The organism is Emticicia sp. 17c (genome assembly GCF_037153985.1).
Classification (GTDB): domain Bacteria; phylum Bacteroidota; class Bacteroidia; order Cytophagales; family Spirosomataceae; genus Emticicia.
The window spans coordinates 53,351-71,062 of record NZ_JBBAYI010000009.1 but is presented as its reverse complement, the minus strand read 5'-3'; the positions used below and the strand labels follow the sequence as shown (position 1 = coordinate 71,062).

16 protein-coding genes are annotated in these 17,712 nt (G+C 40.4%); 7 read left to right on the top strand and 9 right to left on the bottom strand.

Annotated features, from left to right (window positions below; genetic code table 11):
- Positions 1-35 precede the first annotated feature (35 nt).
- Positions 36-1,511: a hypothetical protein gene (locus tag WAA15_RS17145; RefSeq protein ID WP_337044040.1), complete on the top strand. Its 1,476-nt coding sequence runs from the start codon at positions 36-38 to the stop codon at positions 1,509-1,511.
- Between the two features lie 80 nt (positions 1,512-1,591).
- Positions 1,592-2,047 carry a hypothetical protein gene (locus tag WAA15_RS17140; RefSeq protein WP_337044039.1) on the top strand — a complete coding sequence of 152 codons (456 nt, stop codon included), beginning with the start codon at positions 1,592-1,594 and terminating at the stop codon, positions 2,045-2,047.
- A gap of 65 nt (positions 2,048-2,112) precedes the next feature.
- On the opposite strand, the gene WAA15_RS17135 is transcribed toward WAA15_RS17140, so the two are convergent.
- A complete protein-coding gene (locus tag WAA15_RS17135) occupies positions 2,113-4,188 on the bottom strand; it encodes a carboxy terminal-processing peptidase (RefSeq protein ID WP_337044038.1) in 2,076 nt (691 codons plus the stop codon).
- 166 nt (positions 4,189-4,354) lie between these two features.
- Entirely contained in the window at positions 4,355-5,089 is a 735-nt protein-coding gene (locus WAA15_RS17130; RefSeq protein WP_337044037.1) for an FKBP-type peptidyl-prolyl cis-trans isomerase, read from the bottom strand.
- A gap of 132 nt (positions 5,090-5,221) precedes the next feature.
- Between WAA15_RS17130 and moeB the strand changes: the two genes are divergently transcribed.
- Both moeB and WAA15_RS17120 read left to right on the top strand, forming a co-directional pair.
- Positions 5,222-6,316 (top strand): molybdopterin-synthase adenylyltransferase MoeB, encoded by a 1,095-nt coding sequence (gene moeB, locus WAA15_RS17125; RefSeq protein ID WP_337044036.1) that lies wholly within the window; start codon positions 5,222-5,224, stop codon positions 6,314-6,316.
- 16 nt (positions 6,317-6,332) lie between these two features.
- A complete protein-coding gene (locus WAA15_RS17120) occupies positions 6,333-6,776 on the top strand; it encodes a transcription elongation factor (RefSeq protein ID WP_337044035.1) in 444 nt (147 codons plus the stop codon).
- Here the strand turns inward: WAA15_RS17120 and WAA15_RS17115 are convergent.
- The 5 genes from WAA15_RS17115 to WAA15_RS17095 form a co-directional block, all read right to left on the bottom strand.
- A complete protein-coding gene (locus WAA15_RS17115; protein ID WP_337044034.1) occupies positions 6,769-7,515 on the bottom strand; it encodes a glycosyltransferase family 2 protein in 747 nt (248 codons plus the stop codon). The genes WAA15_RS17120 and WAA15_RS17115 overlap by 8 nt on opposite strands.
- Before the next feature lie 103 nt (positions 7,516-7,618).
- On the bottom strand, positions 7,619-8,446 hold the full coding sequence (locus WAA15_RS17110; protein WP_337044033.1) for an amidohydrolase family protein: 828 nt from the start codon (positions 8,444-8,446) through the stop codon (positions 7,619-7,621).
- Between the two features lie 26 nt (positions 8,447-8,472).
- Complete coding sequence (locus WAA15_RS17105; RefSeq protein WP_337044032.1) at positions 8,473-9,099, bottom strand: carotenoid biosynthesis protein; 627 nt, start codon at positions 9,097-9,099, stop codon at positions 8,473-8,475.
- Positions 9,100-9,116: 17 nt separating this feature from the next.
- A complete protein-coding gene (locus tag WAA15_RS17100; RefSeq protein ID WP_337044031.1) occupies positions 9,117-9,965 on the bottom strand; it encodes an N-acetylglucosamine kinase in 849 nt (282 codons plus the stop codon).
- A gap of 41 nt (positions 9,966-10,006) precedes the next feature.
- Positions 10,007-12,979, bottom strand: a complete 2,973-nt coding sequence (locus WAA15_RS17095; protein ID WP_337044030.1) for a putative LPS assembly protein LptD — start codon at positions 12,977-12,979, stop codon at positions 10,007-10,009.
- Between the two features lie 202 nt (positions 12,980-13,181).
- On the opposite strand from WAA15_RS17095, the gene WAA15_RS17090 reads away from it, so the two are divergent.
- The 3 genes from WAA15_RS17090 to WAA15_RS17080 all read left to right on the top strand — a co-directional run bounded on the left by WAA15_RS17090 (position 13,182) and on the right by WAA15_RS17080 (position 15,687).
- Positions 13,182-13,940, top strand: a complete 759-nt coding sequence (locus WAA15_RS17090; protein ID WP_337044029.1) for an N-acetylmuramoyl-L-alanine amidase family protein — start codon at positions 13,182-13,184, stop codon at positions 13,938-13,940.
- Positions 13,941-14,059: 119 nt separating this feature from the next.
- A complete protein-coding gene (locus WAA15_RS17085; protein WP_337044027.1) occupies positions 14,060-14,998 on the top strand; it encodes an MlaD family protein in 939 nt (312 codons plus the stop codon).
- Between the two features lie 86 nt (positions 14,999-15,084).
- Positions 15,085-15,687, top strand: a complete 603-nt coding sequence (locus tag WAA15_RS17080) for a DUF4230 domain-containing protein (RefSeq protein WP_337044026.1) — start codon at positions 15,085-15,087, stop codon at positions 15,685-15,687.
- A gap of 4 nt (positions 15,688-15,691) precedes the next feature.
- Here the strand turns inward: WAA15_RS17080 and upp are convergent, their stop codons facing one another.
- Complete coding sequence (gene upp, locus WAA15_RS17075) at positions 15,692-16,336, bottom strand: uracil phosphoribosyltransferase (RefSeq protein WP_337044025.1); 645 nt, start codon at positions 16,334-16,336, stop codon at positions 15,692-15,694.
- A gap of 28 nt (positions 16,337-16,364) precedes the next feature.
- A complete protein-coding gene (gene pfkA, locus WAA15_RS17070; RefSeq protein ID WP_337044024.1) occupies positions 16,365-17,339 on the bottom strand; it encodes a 6-phosphofructokinase in 975 nt (324 codons plus the stop codon).
- Positions 17,340-17,712 lie beyond the last annotated feature (373 nt).

Here is a 17,712-nt window from a genome sequence, read left to right as displayed (position 1 = left end):
AAGCAGACGACGAAATAAAAAGAAAGCTTTCGGAAATGTTTAACAACTACGAGTCAGAACCCCAGGTAGATACCTGGGAGAAAATTCGTGCGTCCGTACAGCTTTCACAGATGTTTCAGGAATACGAAGCAGAACCAGAGGCGGAATCGTGGGAAAAAATACGGGCAGGTATTGACCTGAACCAGAAATTCAGGAATTATGAGGCGGAACCTGAGCCAGAAACATGGGATAAAATACGTGCAGGTGTTGATTTGGCCCAGATGTTTCAGCATTATGAAGCCGAACCAGAAGCCATTAGCTGGCTTAAGATACAAGAGGCTATTCAGCCTAAAAAACGTCGGCGTGGAATTTTCATTCCGCTATTTTATCGCGTAGGTATAGCCGCAGGGCTTGTGTTGCTGCTCGGCAGCTTGTGGTGGCTACTCAATACTACACCAGACAACAGCACTACTGCCGCAAACAGCACCTCAGGTAAAGGCACACAAGGAAGTGGTAAGAAGGCCAATCAAAACCCACCAATTACAAAAGACACAAAGATTGAATTAGCAGAACAGCCAACCAAAAACAGTGTTTCGGCTGATAAAAACAGTTCAGACAATAAAGCCACAGGTAACAACAAGTTTAACAAATTACCTAAAAACAATAATGCTGCCTTGCTAGCAGAAAAGGCTAATAGAACCCATAACAAAAAAGAAAGTAACACTGGCTCTGAGGTATCTACTAACGAAAATGCTCCAGAAAAACTTATTTCTAATATCGATAGAACCACCGATGTGTCGGAAGAAACCTCTGTTTCATTGACGGAGCTAGACAGCAAACCTTTTCAGCCAAAGGCCATTCGTAAGCCTTTTGGAGCTATTGCCTATAACAACGAAAAACCCTATCAGGAAAAAGAACAAAAGGTGTATCGTAAGTTAATTCTGACAGCCAGCCTCATGCCGCTACAAACGTATCAGGCTTTTACTATTCTGCCTCAGACCAGCACTTATATTCAACAGGTAGGCCGTTTAGACCCTATTGATAACCAAAGGTTAGGTGTGCAGCTTAGAGGTGGAGTAATGAAACCACTTTCAAACCGTTTTTCGGTGGGTGCGTCGGCTACCTATACCGGAGTGCAACAATGGGCTAATTATGAAATTAATAACGGAGACTATGAACTCCAGACTGCAGACAACGGGTCTTATACATTGGTTGGTATTGACAAGCAGGTAGCACAGAAGCAGTTCTTGCAGACCTTAGGAATAAAACTAGACAACGCCTATCTGGTAATGCAGAAAAAAAGTAAACTGTATGTAATAGGTGGTGCCGAGGCTGTACATGTACTTAATAATAAAGAATTTGGCTATTATATAAATGCGTCGGTGGGTTTATCATACCCCGTAAAAGGAGGAAAATCTCTTTGGGTTGAGCCAACTTTCCGTTATGGACTTTCGCAATCGTTTGACGCCAATAACTACCTCAAAATTCGCCCATATAATATAGGGCTGAATTTCCGCATCAATTTCATCTAACAAAGTTAAGATAAGAAACTTTGCAATTTTCTTAAAAATCATTTCATTTGCACCATTAAATTCATTTAAATTATAAGGCAATGAAACTGAGAATTACGCTGATAATTATACTGTTATTGTTAATAGGCTTACTTTATTATCTTACAGCCGGGCATTATTCAAGCGGAGAAAGGGCTGGTACTATCTCAAAAATCAGTGACCGTGGCTATGTATTTAAAACTTTTGAAGGTGTGTTGAATGAAGGAGGTTATTCAGGCGAAACAGGAACTCTAACCCCTCGTTACTGGGATTTTTCATGTAAACTCGATTCAGTTATACCCAAACTTAAAAGAGCTTTGAAAACAGGCGAAAGAGTTACTTTGAGGTATCATGAAAAATTCTTTCAGTTTCCGTGGAATGGTGACACAAAATATTTTGTAATAGATGTAGAATTTTTGTCGGTACCACAAATACCTACCTATCAGCCTTTTCCTCAGGCACACCCGCATACGGCTCCCCCAACCGCCGATTCAGCCAAATCTGATGCTACTTTGTAGTGAATGGTATTAAATGCGAAATGCCTGACTGAGACTCAATCAGGCATTTCGCATTTAATATTCTGTTACTTCTGTATACTTATTAAATCACAAAGTATTCTCTCTGTTTCGCTCAATATCAGGTCTTTTTCTTTTCCATCTTTTTCACCTGAACTCAGCTTGTTAACTGCACTCCGGTGTTTTTCGTTTTCTTCTCTCTCCTGTTTACGTTTTGCTTCATTTAACGAAACTACTGTAATATCCTTAGTTTTACGATATTCGTTCAAATCATCTACGAGTTGCTTCATAGCTGGGTCCGAGTTCAGGCGTTGCTCGTATTTTTCCTGCAACTTGCTAACAACCTTATCGTTAATATTGGTCGTTTTCTCATAAATCGACGTATTAATCTGGTCGAATGGCAATGCGCTTGGCTGAGAGCTTTCACCCATCTCATCAGGGTCAAATGGGCTTGGCAGATTAATATCAGCCATTACTCCTTTACGTTGCGTACTATTTCCTGTAATACGATAAAACTTCTCGGTTGTTAACTTTAACTGACCGTATTTTTCTTTCTGGTCAAATCCAACATTCGACGAAGCCTTTTTATCATTAGAAGCCGTCCGTGGCGAAAGCAAGAACTGGTCGAGGTCTACCAATTGTTGTACTGTACCTTTACCAAACGATTTTTCACCTACAATCAGCCCTCTTTTATAGTCCTGAATAGCACCTGCAAAAATTTCAGATGCCGAGGCACTAAAACGATTCTGTAAAATAACCAATGGTCCGTTATAAACTAGTTCAGGGTCTGTGTCACTTTCTACATCAACCCCACCGTTGTTATCGCGGCGTTGTACTACGGGGCCTTTGGTAATAAACAAGCCCGTCAGGTTAATAGCTTCTGTTAAAGAGCCACCACCGTTATTTCTTAAATCGATAACTACGCCATCAACACCTTTTGCTTTAAAATTAGTAAGGAAGCGTTTTACGTCTTTTGTGGTACTCTGAAAATCACCACCTTTGCGGGCATCTTCAAAGTCACGGTAAAACATCGGAATATCTATCACACCAAGTTTATACTCTTTCCCGTTATGATTTACTGGCACAACCTCACCTTTAGCAACGGCTTCTTCGAGTTTTACTTTTTCTCGCACAAGTCTTAATTCTTTGGTGGGTGCTCCAGGAGCAGCATCGCCGGGCAACAAACGAATGCGCACAACGGTTCCTTTCGTACCTCTGATAAGTTTAACGGCATCATCCGTAAGCCAGCCTACTATGTCCTGCCATGGGCCATTATCTCCTTGTGCAACGGCCACTATGCGGTCGTTTTTCGTTGTTTTTCCATCTTTAAACAAAGGCCCACCCGGAATAACCTCTGCAATTACTACGTAGTCACCTTCGTTTTTCAGCGAAGCACCAATTCCTTCTACCGACTGGCTCATTTCAATATTGAACTGTGCTGCCGTGCTAGGAATCATATAGCTGGTGTGGGGGTCAATAGTTTCAGAAAACGCATTCATGAATGTCTGGAATACATCTTCCGAACGCCATTTGGCAATGCGCGACTCCCAACGTTTGTAACGGTCTTTCAGGGTAGCTACAATGGCACTATCTTTACTACCGCTTAATTTCAGGTCAAGCACCTGACTTTTTACAATTTTGCGCCATACATCGTCAAGTTCTTCTTCTGACTTAGCCCATGTAGCTTTTTCGCGGTCAACATCAAAACTTTCGTCCGTAGTAAAATCAAAAGGCTTGTCAAGCAAACCCATGATATACTCATAACGTTTTTTGTATTTAGCTCTGAAAAGATTAAATACATCGAAAGCCGGGGTTAAATCGCCTTCAAGCAGGTCTTCATCAATTCCGTTACGATACTTTTCAAAAGCATCAATATCAGCCTGCGTAAAGTATGAATGCCCACCATCTACATCTTTGAGGAAATTATCCCACACCTTCGAGGAAAAATTATCATCAAGTTTAAATTTCTGGTAATGATGATAACTCAGAAACTGTGTTACAAACTGTTCCACCTGCTCTTGTGTACGCGTAGGTGTCAGTTCTCTGTAACCATAGGTTGGTGTTGCAGACGTTTTGTTCTGAGCTTTATTTTCAAAACATCCAAAAAGCCCCGTTAGGGTAAGTAGGACTAATATTTTTTTCATAATTTCTAACATAATTAACCCCTTCCCCTAAAGGAGAGTTTTAGTTTTAAATAGAATAAGTATGTAAAATCTGTTGTTTAAAAACTAACAGCCAGCAGTTCATTATGTTATTAACAATAATACTTCTATTATTGTTGCATCCTCATGAGGCTATTTACCTGACTCACTACTTCACGATTTCAAGTAGCTCAACGTCAAAAACCAACACCTGATTTGGTCCGATACTTGGGGGTGCTTGTGGCCCATAACCCAAACCTGCCGGAATAAACAGTTTCCATTTTGAACCCACAGGCATTAATTGCAAAGCCTCTACCCAACCCTGAATCACTTCGTTTACACCAAACTCGGCCGGAGTACCTCTTTGCACAGAACTATCAAATATTGTTCCATCAGTTAAAGTGCCGTGGTAATGTACTTTAACTCTATCTGTTGCGGTTGGTTTAGGGCCAGTGCCTTCTTTTATTACCTGATACTGCAAACCACTTGGAAGTGTTACTATACCTGGTTTTGCTTTGTTTGCTGCCAGAAAAGCCTCTCCTGCTTTGAGGTTAGCTGTACCTTTTTTCATGGCTTCGTTCTGGAAATACCCTTGTATATAAGCGTTCGCATCGTTAGGGTCAAGCTCAGTTTTCTGGTCATTTAATAACTGGTCAATTGCTTTTGCCAATAATGCACTATTTACTTTCATATTCTGTTGCTTCAGATTGCCTCCAATGTTCATTCCGATTGCATAGCTAAGCGAATCAATGGCATTTTTCATTACAGGGGCCGAAGTTACCGCAGCAGGTTTGGCAGTTGAAGCTGGGGCCGGGGCTTTTTTAGGAGGGGTTTTGGAACCTTGTGCTATCGAAAATTGTGTGGTAAAAAGACTTACTGAAAGAACAACGATGATTTTCTTCATTTTTAAATATACTGTTTTTAAATTTTACTGATTAAGAATAACAAATAAACGTACTTTTGATTTAAAAATTAGTTTTATCGAAAAAAAACTGTAAAAAATCTTAATTTTTGATAGTTTTTAAGAATTTTTAACATGGCTTTAAGTTCAGAAGAAATAAGACGCTACGACAGGCAGATTCTTTTGCCTGAATTAGGCATAGGTGGTCAGGAAAAACTCAGGAATGCCAAAGTTCTGGTAATTGGCTGCGGTGGTTTGGGAAGCCCCATACTTTTGTATCTGGCGGCTGCCGGAGTAGGCACCTTGGGCATTGTTGAAAACGATACTATTCAAGTCAGCAACTTGCAACGCCAGATACTTTATACGACCGAGCAAGTGGGGGCCTCAAAATTAAGCCAAACCGAGCAACGCATAAAAGCCCTGAATCCGTTTGTAGATATTTATGCCTATCCTACACGCCTAACCGCTACAAATGCACTGGCTATTATTGAAAAATATGATATTGTTGTAGATGGTACAGATAATTTCCCGACGCGCTATCTGGTCAATGATGCCTGTATATTACTAAACAAACCTTTTGTGTATGGGGCTATCCATCGTTTTGAAGGGCAGGTAGCTTTATTTAATTACAAAGGAAATGCTACTTACCGTGATTTATTTCCTGAGCCACCTCCGCCTCATCAGGCACCCAATTGCTCCGAGGCTGGCGTATTAGGGGTATTACCGGGTATTGTGGGGTCAATGCAAGCCCTTGAAACCATTAAAGCTATTACAGGTATAGGTGAGCCTTTAGCCGGAAAACTCTTGCTGATAGATACGCTTTCGATGCAACAGCGGATTATCAGGATTCCGAAAATACCAGACAGCCCACCTATTGAAAAACTGATTGACTATGAGGCTTTTTGCGGTGTAGCCAGCACCGATACCCCTGAAATGGATTATGAAGAATATATGGCATTGCATACCCAAGAGCAGAATCTTCCTGAAAAATCGTATCAGTTGATTGATGTACGCGAAGTACATGAATACCATACTTTTAATATTGGAGGGGAACTCATGCCCTTGTCTGAACTTGAAAAGTATGTACCTCAAATCAGACGAGATAAAACTGTGGTTGTTCACTGCCAGAGTGGTATCAGAAGTAAAAAAGCAATTGCCCTGCTCAAAGAAAAATACGGGTATGAAAACCTTATTAATTTAACCGGAGGATTAAATGCTGTATCCTCTTAAAAGTTTAACTAGCTGCATGAAAGAAACATTATTGGAAAAAGTAAAAGGTCTTATAGAAAAACGCATGAATACTTCATGGGAAGCCATGGAGGCAGCAAAAAATTCGGCTAATGAGGAAGGAAAAAGTTCGGCAGGTGATAAATACGAAACTGCCCGTGCTATGGGGCAAATAGACCGTGAAATGAATGGGCGAATGTATGAACAAGCACGGCAGGAACGGCTTTTACTTGAAAAAATAAACCTGAAAGAAACTCCTGCTACGGCTACCTTCGGTGCATTGGTTGAAACCTCAATGGGGTTCTTCTTTATAGCTGTGGGAGCCGGAATTATCGAACTAAACAACAAAAGTATCATGGTGGTTTCGCCACAATCGCCCATCGGACAAATATTGTTAGGCAAAACAAGCCAAGATACTTTTGATTTCAGAGGGAAAACCCACAGGATTATATCAATTACTTAATTATCCATTGGAATATTTTTGATAATGGCTTGGCATAAATCGTATACCAGTAAGGTTTAAGCCCGTTTATTTCCCAAGCGCGGCGGTCTTCCTTATTGGCTCTGATACGGTTTTTAAGCGATGCATTACTGGTGCCTCCGGTACGCATTTTCATGAGTACTTCAGGAATATAAAAAGAAGATACATTATGTTTATAAAGCATTCTGAGCATTAGTTCGTAGTCGCCGGCACTTCTGAATGACGTATCATATAAACCGTAGGTATCATAAGCTGATTTCTTCAAGAAGAAAGCCGTATGTGGGGGCATCCAGCCTGAAAGAAAACGTTTTTTATCATACTTGCCCGAACGCCAGTTGCGTACAATTTTATTGATATCTTCGTTATCGACATAATACAAATCGCCATAGACCGAATCGGCCTTCGACTCTTCAAAGGCTTTTGCTACTTTTGAGATAACCTCTGTATTCGGATAAAAATCGTCTGATCCCATAATGCCCACCACCTCGCCTGTTGCCATCTTTACGCCTTTGCTCATGGCCTCATAAATTCCGCTGTCTTTTTCTGACACCCATTTTATTCTGTCGCCATAAGATTTCAAAATGTCTACGGTTCCATCTTTAGAAGCTCCGTCGGCAACAATGTATTCAATATCAGGGTAATCTTGAGAAAGTACGCTTTCAATGGTATCACGAATAGTTGCGGCTGAATTATACGCGGCTGTAACAATTGATATTTTCATCAGGTAAGTGAATGTTATAAAATATGCCTGTCATGATAAAGACAAACCAAAAGCCAAAATTACAAAAGACAAATATAGAAAAAGAGTTTTTCGGTTATTTTGTTCATGATAAGCCATAAAAACGCGTTGCGTTGCCCCCAAACAGGTTCTCTTTTTCGGATATGCTGAGTTTTTCAAAGTAAGACTGCACAATCGAAAGTTGCTCTTCATACGTACCAGCTACTAAACAAACTGGCCAGTCTGAGCCATACATGATTCTGTCTGTTCCAAAAAACTCCAGTACCAAATCCAGATAAATATAAAAGTCTTCTTTTTTCCAGTTATACCAATCGGCTTCTGTTACCATTCCCGAAATTTTACAAAAAACATTCGGGTGTTGAGCTATTTGCCTGATATAGTTCGACCACTTGCTTATTTCTTTATGCTTAATATCGGGCTTGGCTATGTGGTCTATTACAAATTTGTTATCGGGGCATTCTCTGACCAGAAAGAGGGCATCTTTCAATTGCTTGGGATAAATCAGAATATCGTAGGTATAATCAAAATTCACCAATTGCCTGATACCCCTTACAAAGCTTTCCTGCTGCATAAAGCCTACGGGTTCGCCCTGTACAATGTGCCTGAAACCTTTAAGTTTGGCAAAAGATTTAAAATATTCTAAACGCTCATTAAGGTTTTCGGCGCGTAAATCAACCCATCCTACTACTCCTTTTATGAAATCGTAGAGTTGGGCAAATTTTAAAAAATCATGGTTTTCCTGTTCTGTCTGGTTTACCTGTACTAATACACAGCCATCAAAACCATTTTTCTGTAATATAGGCTCTAAATCGGCGGGCAGGAAATCTTTCTGAATGGCTCGCATGGAGTCATCAATCCAAGCGTAATTTTCTGAGTCATAATACCAGAAATGCTGGTGTGCGTCAATAGTCATTATCAGTAGTGTTGAATAGTTGAGAATCAATGAATAAAACTCTGAATACCAAAAAAGCAAATTTGCAGCACTAACAACCACAGTGCAATAGAATTATCTTTTCTGAATTTAAGGCCATGAAATAATGTTAACAAAACTGCCGAAACAATAAACCAAGCCACATAATTCTGCACAGGCGGTATTTGTTCTTTCCAAGACCACATATTAAGCCTGATGGCTATAGGTTCGGCCAGAAAATCGAACATCGTTAGTAATAGGGCTCCGTAAATTACTTTTATGTAGATAGGTTGTGTGACCCGACAAAACGAACTCCCTACACAATAAACCAGTAGTAACCAGTTTACACCAATCAGTGGTGGCACATCAAGCATTTTTACTCCTAGCGTAGTTTTGTACTGATATTCACCGAAAATCATTCCTGTTTTTACGCCTGCCACCTCTATAAAATAGCCCGTCATGAAAGCAATTACACAAAAAACTATAAAATTGGTATTCCATTCCCGATGAAAATATAACAGAATCCCTAAGGAAGTGAGAAGATTAAAGGGTGTTAAAAACTGAAATAATGAGGCAGTTTCAGGAATATTTAACCCTATAATACCCGCTATATACATCGACAGCAAAAGATATTGAAAAGGTTTAGGGTTACGCATAATAACATTATAATGGTTTAGATGTGATGACTATGATACTTTACCAGCCCATTGATAGGTGCTCCCAAGACGTTTCCGACCATTAAATTTTTACTACTGGCTACTTCTCTCAGAATATTTTCATAATAAAAACCTACCGAACCAACAAAGTTAAGTGCTGCTTCGCTACACATAGGGTACTTGAGTATATACTTATCGAAAAACTGTGTAAAGCAATTGGCAACTAAATTATGACAAAACTGGTGTTGCAGGTTTTCGTGTAAAAAACGCGAAAACGAAGCAAAATATCTGTTCGGAAAAGGCTTCTGATACGCGTTGTCTAATATGGTTAATCTGTCCATCACGCCATATTTTTCCTCAAATAATTGCCTGAGGTCTATTGGTATTTCTTTATGCAGGTAGCTCAGCACCAGCGATTTGCCCAAATGCCCGCCGCTGCCTTCATCACCAAGCCAAAATCCTAGAGGTGGCACCTGAAACGCTATTTTCTCACCATCAAAATAACACGAATTAGAGCCTGTTCCTAAAATACAAGCTATGCCCTTGTGATGCCCGCAGGCTGCTTTAGCTGCTCCTACTACATCGCTTTGTATATTTACAGACCACAAACGCTCAAAAACCTGCCTGAGGGCTTTTTCTATAATATCGGCTTTTTCTGTGCTTGTAACACCGGTTCCATAAAAATATACCTCATGTATATCATCCTGACAATAAGGCAAAAGGGTTTGCTTTAGCTCATTGGCTATTGAGTCGGTGTCCTGATAATACGGGTTAAAACCTACGGTCTGGATTTGCCCGACTACCGTGTTATTTTGCAATATACGCCAATCTGTTTTGGTCGAACCACTATCTGCAATCAGTATCATCTGGCTTTAAAACACGTTTATAGATACAATTGTTATATCCGTCAGAAACCACCTGTACCGAAATACTGGCGGCGGCGGCTTAGTTTTAACTCTTGCAAAAGAGAACTTCTCACACGGAGGTCGAAAGAATAGTTGCTTGAGCGGAGGTTATTTCCGGCAATAGGAGTCCAGTTGAAACTCATATCCCAGCAATGAAGTTCTCTGTGCACACTAATATTTGTTAAGGTAGCAGCCTTGAACTGGAAATCCCAACCTGTATTAAAACCTATTTTCCATTTAGGAGTAAGGCTGAAATCGCCCTGTACTGTAACGGCTTGGGTAATTTGAGCCTTTGCCAGCCCCTGCTTAATATAGTTCAGGTTGTAACTCAGGTTCAATGTCCACGGAATCGAGAAATCAACATATAATTCAGGGTTAGCGGCAACAAATTTTTTCATGGCTTCCATTGCAGGGTCGTTCGATTTGGTCTGCTGGGGTTTTGCCTTCGTTTTATCAAAAGTAGCTGGCGACAACCGTGTTGCAATGGCAATATTAGCCGAACGTAAGGTAGCAAGGTTTTTCAGTTTGAACTGCTCGCCATTTTTCATTGATTGAGCTATTTTGTAGAATTTCCTGATACGCCCCGCGGGGTTTAAAGTTCTTAGGTCTTTTGTGGCCTCTTCCTGATAATAATATGGGTCTAGGCTTCCTGAAAGGTTAATATTTATCAGATTTTTAAACAGGTTTGTATTAGCCGTCAGGTTGATGTTAGACAACTTCATGGAATCTCCTAGAGCCAATAGGTTATAACTTGTACTTAAACCGAAGTTATCGAGCAATGAGATTTTTTCAAACGCTTTGGCGGCTGTATCTGACTTGGATCGGATTTTAGCCTCCAATTGGTTAGTAAGGCTAAAGCCTATACTACCCGAAGCCCCCGCCGAAGCACCCAATGTAGGGTATCTTGATAAAAGTTTACGCAGGGTATCCGAATGAGTTACCCCTGTAAGGGTATCGAGGGTTCTATCAACCCGTATAACGTTATACTGAAAAAGCTTGCTTGTAAAATCAGGAGCGTAATTGACACTGATAGAGGGCGCCAATGTATGCCTGATAGCTTGTAAACGACCTTTTCCTTTAAATTGGTAAGTGCCATACACACGCGTGTTCATGCTACCCGAAATTGAGGTCTGGTAGGTCGGGAAAAAGCCCTTGACAGTGTCTATTTTCACCGCGTTTTCGCTCTTGATATACTCATATTGCAAAGCCTGTGTAAAGATGTCTCCTCGTAAAGAAACACTTGGCGTAAAATTAATGTAGCGGGCAATTTTAAAGTTAGGTAAGGCAATGGGAACAGTATAAGTAGTACGAAATTGCCCGTCGGCCAGAATGTTGCCCAATGCACCCAAACTATTTATTTTTCTTACATTATTTAAACGCTCCTGCAAAGCCTTTTGCTTTTCTCTTTCTTCGGGTGTAAGCGTAAGCGGATTAGCATCACGCAGCCTAATTTCTTCGTTTGTTAAAGGTTTGGCTTCTATTGATGAATAAGAGCCATCCTGATTCTGGCGAACAATTTTGTATTCAGAATAACTGGTAATGCTGTTTACTTTGGTGTTAGTGGCCTGATACCCCCCATTTATATTTAACCCAACCCGAAACGACTCGTACCAACGCCCTATCTGTTTTTTTTCGGGTACAAATGGGTTAAACTGGTTGAGACCAATACTATAATTGGCCGAAGCATCCATCTGTCCGGTTGTGAAGTTCTGCGAAATATTTATTCCGGCACTGGTTACCAGCTTTTGGGCAAAAGTTCTACCAACCTGAATTGACGAGTTAGAAGAACTACTCAGGTAATTACTTACATCAGCTGTATTTACGTTGTTTCTGTTAAAGCCATTGCTTCTTAGATTGACCGATGCAGAAAAACTACGGTCAGGACGGCGGTTGGCAGGCGAGTGGGTCCAGCCCAGACTGAAATCCTTTGTACTCGACTGGGCCGTTGTGGGGTCAACTACTTCGGCTACGGGCTTATTGTAATTGTACTGAAAGTTGATATTCCCCGAATACTTATAACGCTTTGAATAGCTCGACTGAATACCTACGCCAAAACTACCTTTTGAGTAAATTTGAGCTAGCACCTTAGCTCCTACGTACTCGTTAATGGCAAAATAGTAGCCAAAATCACGAAAATAAAAACCCCGATTGCGGGGTTCTTCCCCATAACTACCCATAATAATGCCCGAAGTACCTATTTCTTTTTTCTTGGGGACGGGAAAAAAGCCAAACGGTAGCCCAATTGGCAGCGGTATGCCGCTCAGTACAAAATTAAATGGGCCTGATATAACCTGTTTTTTATTAACCAGCTTGATTTTACGGGCCGCAATATGAAAATGTGGTTCTTTGAGGTTACAGGTAGTATATTTAGCATCAATCAGATAAAGGTTATCTTCTGGGTCTTTTTTAACCCTTTGCCCCTGCACAAAACCCTCGCCTTGCTGAGTAACAATATTTTTAATGATGGCTTTTCTTGACTTAAAGTTATACCTGATGGTATCGGTGTTATACTTATCGCCTCCTTGTGAAAAAATTGGCTTACCTTTCACTTTGTCTCCCTGGCGTGTCGTATCGGGCGAGCCATGCGCAAAAATTTCATTTTTCCCCCAATCTAGCCTTATATAATCGGCATCCAGTTCGATATCGCTATAAGTAACTTTTGCCTTTCCGTATAAATGCACGGTTTTGCCGTCTACATCCATAACGGTTGAGTCCTGCGCTGAATACTTGACCGTAGATTGCAGGCTGCTATCTTTACTTTTCAGCGAATCAGGAATAATTACCCGAACAGTATCTTTCTTTTCGGCAAAAAGCTTATTCCCGAATGTACGGGGTTTTCTGGTAGTTTCAGGAAGCGGTTGTCCAAAGCCCGTGTTTCCTCCTGAGCCAGCGCGCCGGAGAGGGTCAATCGACGGAAACTGCGCAAAGGTTGAAACACTAATAAAAAAGCAACAGACTATGTGAAAAAACTTCAAGATGATTAAAATTTAAAATTAAAACGGGAAACTTATGCCTCCCTCACACCAAACTAACGGGTTTACAAAAAGTTTCTGCTTTTTAAGTACCCTCAAAAATAGTACTTTTGTAAACAAATTCGTTCTATTACTACAACAACGATAACTCGTGGCACAAAATTAGCTTAATAATAGCATAGACAGAACGTTTGATTAGAAAATCATGTTAAAATTTCTTAAAGTCTTATTTATTCTAACTTTTGCTTTCGGCTCGGGCTATGCACAAAAAAGTAAAATTAAAACGATAGTCATCGATGCTGGACATGGTGGCAAGGACCCTGGCACGAGTTTTGGGAAACTTAAAGAGAAGAACATCGCGCTTAGCATTACGCTTAAAGTAGGCAAACTCATTGAAGAAGAACTGGGCATAAAAGTAGTTTATACCCGAAAGAAAGATGTTTTTATTCCCTTGCACGAACGTGGTGAAATTGCCAACCGTAATAAAGCCGATTTGTTTATTTGTATCCATGTGAATGCTAATCCGTATTCATCGAAAATATATGGCTCAGAAACGTATACCATGGGTTTGCACAAAACTGAGGAGAATCTGGAACTGGCCAAACGGGAAAACGCCGTAATTCTGATGGAGGATAATTACAAAAAAAATTATGATTTTGACCCTGATTCTCCGTTAGCCCATATTAAAATGGCCAATTATCAGAATGCGTTTATGAAACAAAGCCTCAACCTTGCCTCAAAAGTTGAAAAACAGTTTCAGAAGTCGGGCCGAAAAAGCAGAGGAGTCAAACAGGCGGGCTTTCAGGTTTTATGGGAAACAACCATGCCCGGTATTTATATTGAAACCGGATACCTGACCAACTCGGTTGACAGAGAGATACTTTCGACAGAAGCAGGGCAGCAAAAAATAGCAGAGGCTATCGTAAAGGCTATCAGAATTTATAAAGAAGAGGCAGAAAAATAAATATCAACTCCTAAACGTTGAAACACGAATGCAGAAATGTATTTTTGCAAAAATTTAAGTCGTATAGTCTCCGTTTAGGGTTTAACACTTGAATTCACCCATATCACACGAATTTTAGCATGAAAAAAGAGGTAAAAGTAGGCTTATTAGGTATCATTACTTTCGCAATTTTCTATCTTGGATTTAATTTTCTAAAAGGGCTGGACGTTTTCCGTACAGAAAACGAATACTATGCCTATTATTCAAACGTAGAAGGTTTGCAGAGTTCAAACCCTGTAACTTATAATGGTGTAACTATCGGCAGAGTAGTTGAAGTAATACCAGACCAAGAGCGCAACCGTGTGAAAGTAACACTTGCTATCAAACGTGATATTGTTGTGAATGATAACTCTGTGGCTATTTTATCTGACAATGGGCTTCTGGGAGGAAAAATGATAAAAATGCTGATTCAGTCGGGGACTCCTCTTAAAGATGAAGAAACTTTAAAAAGTGAGATAGAAGGCAGCCTGATGAGTGGTATAAGCGAGAAAGCAGCTCCGGTACTTAAAAACGCCGACTCATTAATTGTTACCCTTACAACCATTGTAAAGCAATTTGACCAGACAGGCGTTGCCCTGAAAGCATTAATAAGCAATGCGAATGACGCAACCACAGGTGTAAATGCAGTGGTGGCATCGAATGCCAAAAACTTGTCTGCTATTACAGCCAATGCGGCCACGCTTACTTCAAATCTGAACGGGCTGACAACAAATCTTGACTCACAAATAAAGCCTATTCTACAAAAAACCAATACCTTTGCCGACTCCCTGAATGCCGTGCGTCTGGGCGAAACAGTGGCGAAACTCAATACTTCAGTAACTAGTTTACAGGGTATTCTGAAAGAAATTAATCAGGGGAAAGGAACCATCGGAAAACTGGCAAAGGACGATTCGCTTTATGTAAATCTTGACAAAACAGCGGCGAATCTGGCGGCTTTAATGGCCGACCTCAAAGCAAACCCTAAAAGGTATGTTCATTTCTCGCTGTTCGGTCGGAAAGACAAAGAGCCGAAGAAATAAAACTCTGTGGTTAATACTCACTAAAAAGCTATGTTTTCCGTTATGTTCACATTACATTTTGATACTGACACTAAAACGTATAGCTGATGTTTCGTCGACCATTCAATCTATTACTCTTGCTGTTTGTTGCCTTTATTTCCATTTTTCTGTGGGAAAAACTCAAGTTTTTGAACCCTTTCAGGATTCAGGATATTAAAACTACCCATAATATTGTACTGAAAGAAATGTCTACTCTAGGCAAAGTAGAGCTAGCCAATTTTACTTTTCGTGATGTAGTAGAACAGGAACTCTCGGTCAGTTATTTGCCTAATCCGAAAGCTATCCTTATTGTGCAAGGAAATGCCGTAGGCTGTATAGACTTAACCAAAATTACGGCTGAAGATATTGTTACAAAAGACGACACGCTGGTGGTACACCTCCCCGACCCTGAGCTTTGCCATTATAGCATCGACCACAAGCACTCAAAAATTTATGATACTCAATATGCTTTTATGAACGAGCAGGCACTTCTGAACGAAGCCTATACCCGTGCCGAAAGCAAAATTAAAGAATCTGCCCTTGAAATGGGGATTTTAGAACAAACAAAGAAGAACGCCGAAATTGTACTGAAACCTCTGCTTGAGAATGTTTCTGGCAAAAAAGTAGTTTTGCAGTACCGATTGAGAGCTACACTTGAAAGGCTGAAATAAAGCCTCAGACTTTCCCACCGAAGGCTAGGTCTCCGGCATCGCCCAGACCGGGCACTATATAAGATTTGTTATTTAAGTCTTCGTCAATATCTCCTATCCAGAGGCGGCACTGAGGCAGGCGCGCCATTATGAAACGGACTCCCCTGCGGCTAGCAATTGCCGACACAATGTGTGTTTTTGCCGGAATACCATAACGTAACATGGCATGATACGCTTTTTCGATTGATTTTCCGGTGGCAAGCATGGGGTCGCTGATAATTAAAATCTTATCCTGAATATCGGGGCTGGTAATGTAGTCCATTTCTATTTCGAACGACTCTTTTTCATCGTGCTTGCCACGATATGCCCCGATAAAAGCGTTTTCAGCTTTATCAAAGTAATTTAATAAGCCCTGATGCAGCGGTAACCCTGCCCTAAGAATAGTAACCAACACTACTTGTTGAGAAACCTGCTGGGTAATTTTTGCGCCTAATTGTGTAACCACATCACGATTCTGATAGGCCAGTGTTTTTGAAATTTCATAGGCAAACACTTCACCAAGCCGCTCCATATTCCGCCGAAATCTCATGGCATCCTGCTGGGTTTCTTTATGACGTAGTTCTGCCAGAAAATGATTGGCAATAGAGCTGTGTTCGGTCAGTACAAACATAGGGTCAAGGCGCTTGTTCGATACAATATTATAGGCTTAGGATATGAACCATTCTTAGCAAATCATCATGAATTGGCTTAGGTTTTTTAATGGTGTCAATAAATGGTGTGTACACCATTTCATTATTAACAATACCTGCCATTACATTTTTATAACCTTTTATGAGGCCCTCTACGGCTCCTACACCCAAGCGGCTTGCTAAAATACGGTCATAAGCTGTTGGTGTACCTCCCCTCTGAATATGCCCCAGAGTAGTTACTCGTATATCCAGCTTATCGGCCACCTGTTCTTTTATTTTGTCTGCTATTTCGGCGGCATGGCCTTCTTCGTCACCTTCGGCTACTACTACAATCGATGATGACTTCGAGCGAGTCCAGCCATCTTTCAGTGTGCTTACTACTTTCTTAATAGGCGTATGGGTTTCTGGCACCATCACGATTTCGGCCCCGCCACCAATCCCCGACTGTATGGCAATATAGCCTGAGTCACGGCCCATAACTTCTATAAAAAACACACGGTCGTGCGAGTCAGCCGTATCACGTATTTTATCAATAGCCTCCAGCGCGGTATTTACTGCGGTATCAAATCCGATAGTATAGTCAGTTCCATATAAATCGTTATCAATGGTACCCGGACAACCCACGGTCGGAATCTCATATTCATTATAGAAAACTTCTGCTCCTGTAAATGTCCCGTTTCCGCCAATCGCCACCAAGCCTTCAATACCTGCATTCATGAGGTTTTCGTAGGCTTTTTTTCTTCCTTCGGGGGTCATAAATTCTTTACTACGTGCCGATTTAAGGGTAGTACCGCCTCTTTGCACAATATTACTAACTGACTGTGAGCTCATAGGGAATATATCGCCGGCAATCATGCCGCTATATCCTCTCCTGATACCATATACCTCTAGTCCATGATAAATAGCTCCTCTCACTACTGCTCTGATACAAGCATTCATGCCCGGGGCATCGCCACCAGAGGTAAAAACTGCAATTCGTTTCATTTTAATATAGGTACTTTTTTGGCTTAGAATTAAAGTATATGTTTAATAAGGTCTTGCTGTTATATCGCAAAAGTAATTAGTTTTATTTACTTCTCCCAAATTTTAATTGTTATTAGTATTTAATGATTATTCTGCCAAAAGTAATTTTATCAAAACAATATTTTATTATATAATTATTTTAAGAAATTTTTGAATAAAACCACCTTAAAAATCATAATAAATCTTTTCCAAAAGGAAAAATTAATTTCTATAAAAACAGTTTTGCTGCACGAGCCTTTGAATACACCTATCAAATAAAAGACAACACTCTGATAATCAACATCTTAAGCTAAAAGTTACGTATGTTATATTTTTGGCATACTATTTGAATCTG

Coding starts and splice junctions, on each gene's coding strand:
- WAA15_RS17080 (WP_337044026.1), top strand. CDS start 15,085: ATGTTTCGTCGACCATTCAATCTATTACTCTTGCTGTTTGTTGCCTTT.
- WAA15_RS17140 (WP_337044039.1), top strand. CDS start 1,592: ATGAAACTGAGAATTACGCTGATAATTATACTGTTATTGTTAATAGGC.
- WAA15_RS17120 (WP_337044035.1), top strand. CDS start 6,333: ATGAAAGAAACATTATTGGAAAAAGTAAAAGGTCTTATAGAAAAACGC.
- WAA15_RS17115 (WP_337044034.1), bottom strand. CDS start 7,515: ATGAAAATATCAATTGTTACAGCCGCGTATAATTCAGCCGCAACTATT.
- WAA15_RS17090 (WP_337044029.1), top strand. CDS start 13,182: ATGTTAAAATTTCTTAAAGTCTTATTTATTCTAACTTTTGCTTTCGGC.
- WAA15_RS17105 (WP_337044032.1), bottom strand. CDS start 9,099: ATGCGTAACCCTAAACCTTTTCAATATCTTTTGCTGTCGATGTATATA.
- WAA15_RS17100 (WP_337044031.1), bottom strand. CDS start 9,965: ATGATACTGATTGCAGATAGTGGTTCGACCAAAACAGATTGGCGTATA.
- WAA15_RS17135 (WP_337044038.1), bottom strand. CDS start 4,188: ATGAAAAAAATATTAGTCCTACTTACCCTAACGGGGCTTTTTGGATGT.
- WAA15_RS17130 (WP_337044037.1), bottom strand. CDS start 5,089: ATGAAGAAAATCATCGTTGTTCTTTCAGTAAGTCTTTTTACCACACAA.
- upp (WP_337044025.1), bottom strand. CDS start 16,336: ATGTTTGTACTGACCGAACACAGCTCTATTGCCAATCATTTTCTGGCA.
- WAA15_RS17145 (WP_337044040.1), top strand. CDS start 36: ATGTTTAACAACTACGAGTCAGAACCCCAGGTAGATACCTGGGAGAAA.
- pfkA (WP_337044024.1), bottom strand. CDS start 17,339: ATGAAACGAATTGCAGTTTTTACCTCTGGTGGCGATGCCCCGGGCATG.
- moeB (WP_337044036.1), top strand. CDS start 5,222: ATGGCTTTAAGTTCAGAAGAAATAAGACGCTACGACAGGCAGATTCTT.
- WAA15_RS17085 (WP_337044027.1), top strand. CDS start 14,060: ATGAAAAAAGAGGTAAAAGTAGGCTTATTAGGTATCATTACTTTCGCA.
- WAA15_RS17110 (WP_337044033.1), bottom strand. CDS start 8,446: ATGACTATTGACGCACACCAGCATTTCTGGTATTATGACTCAGAAAAT.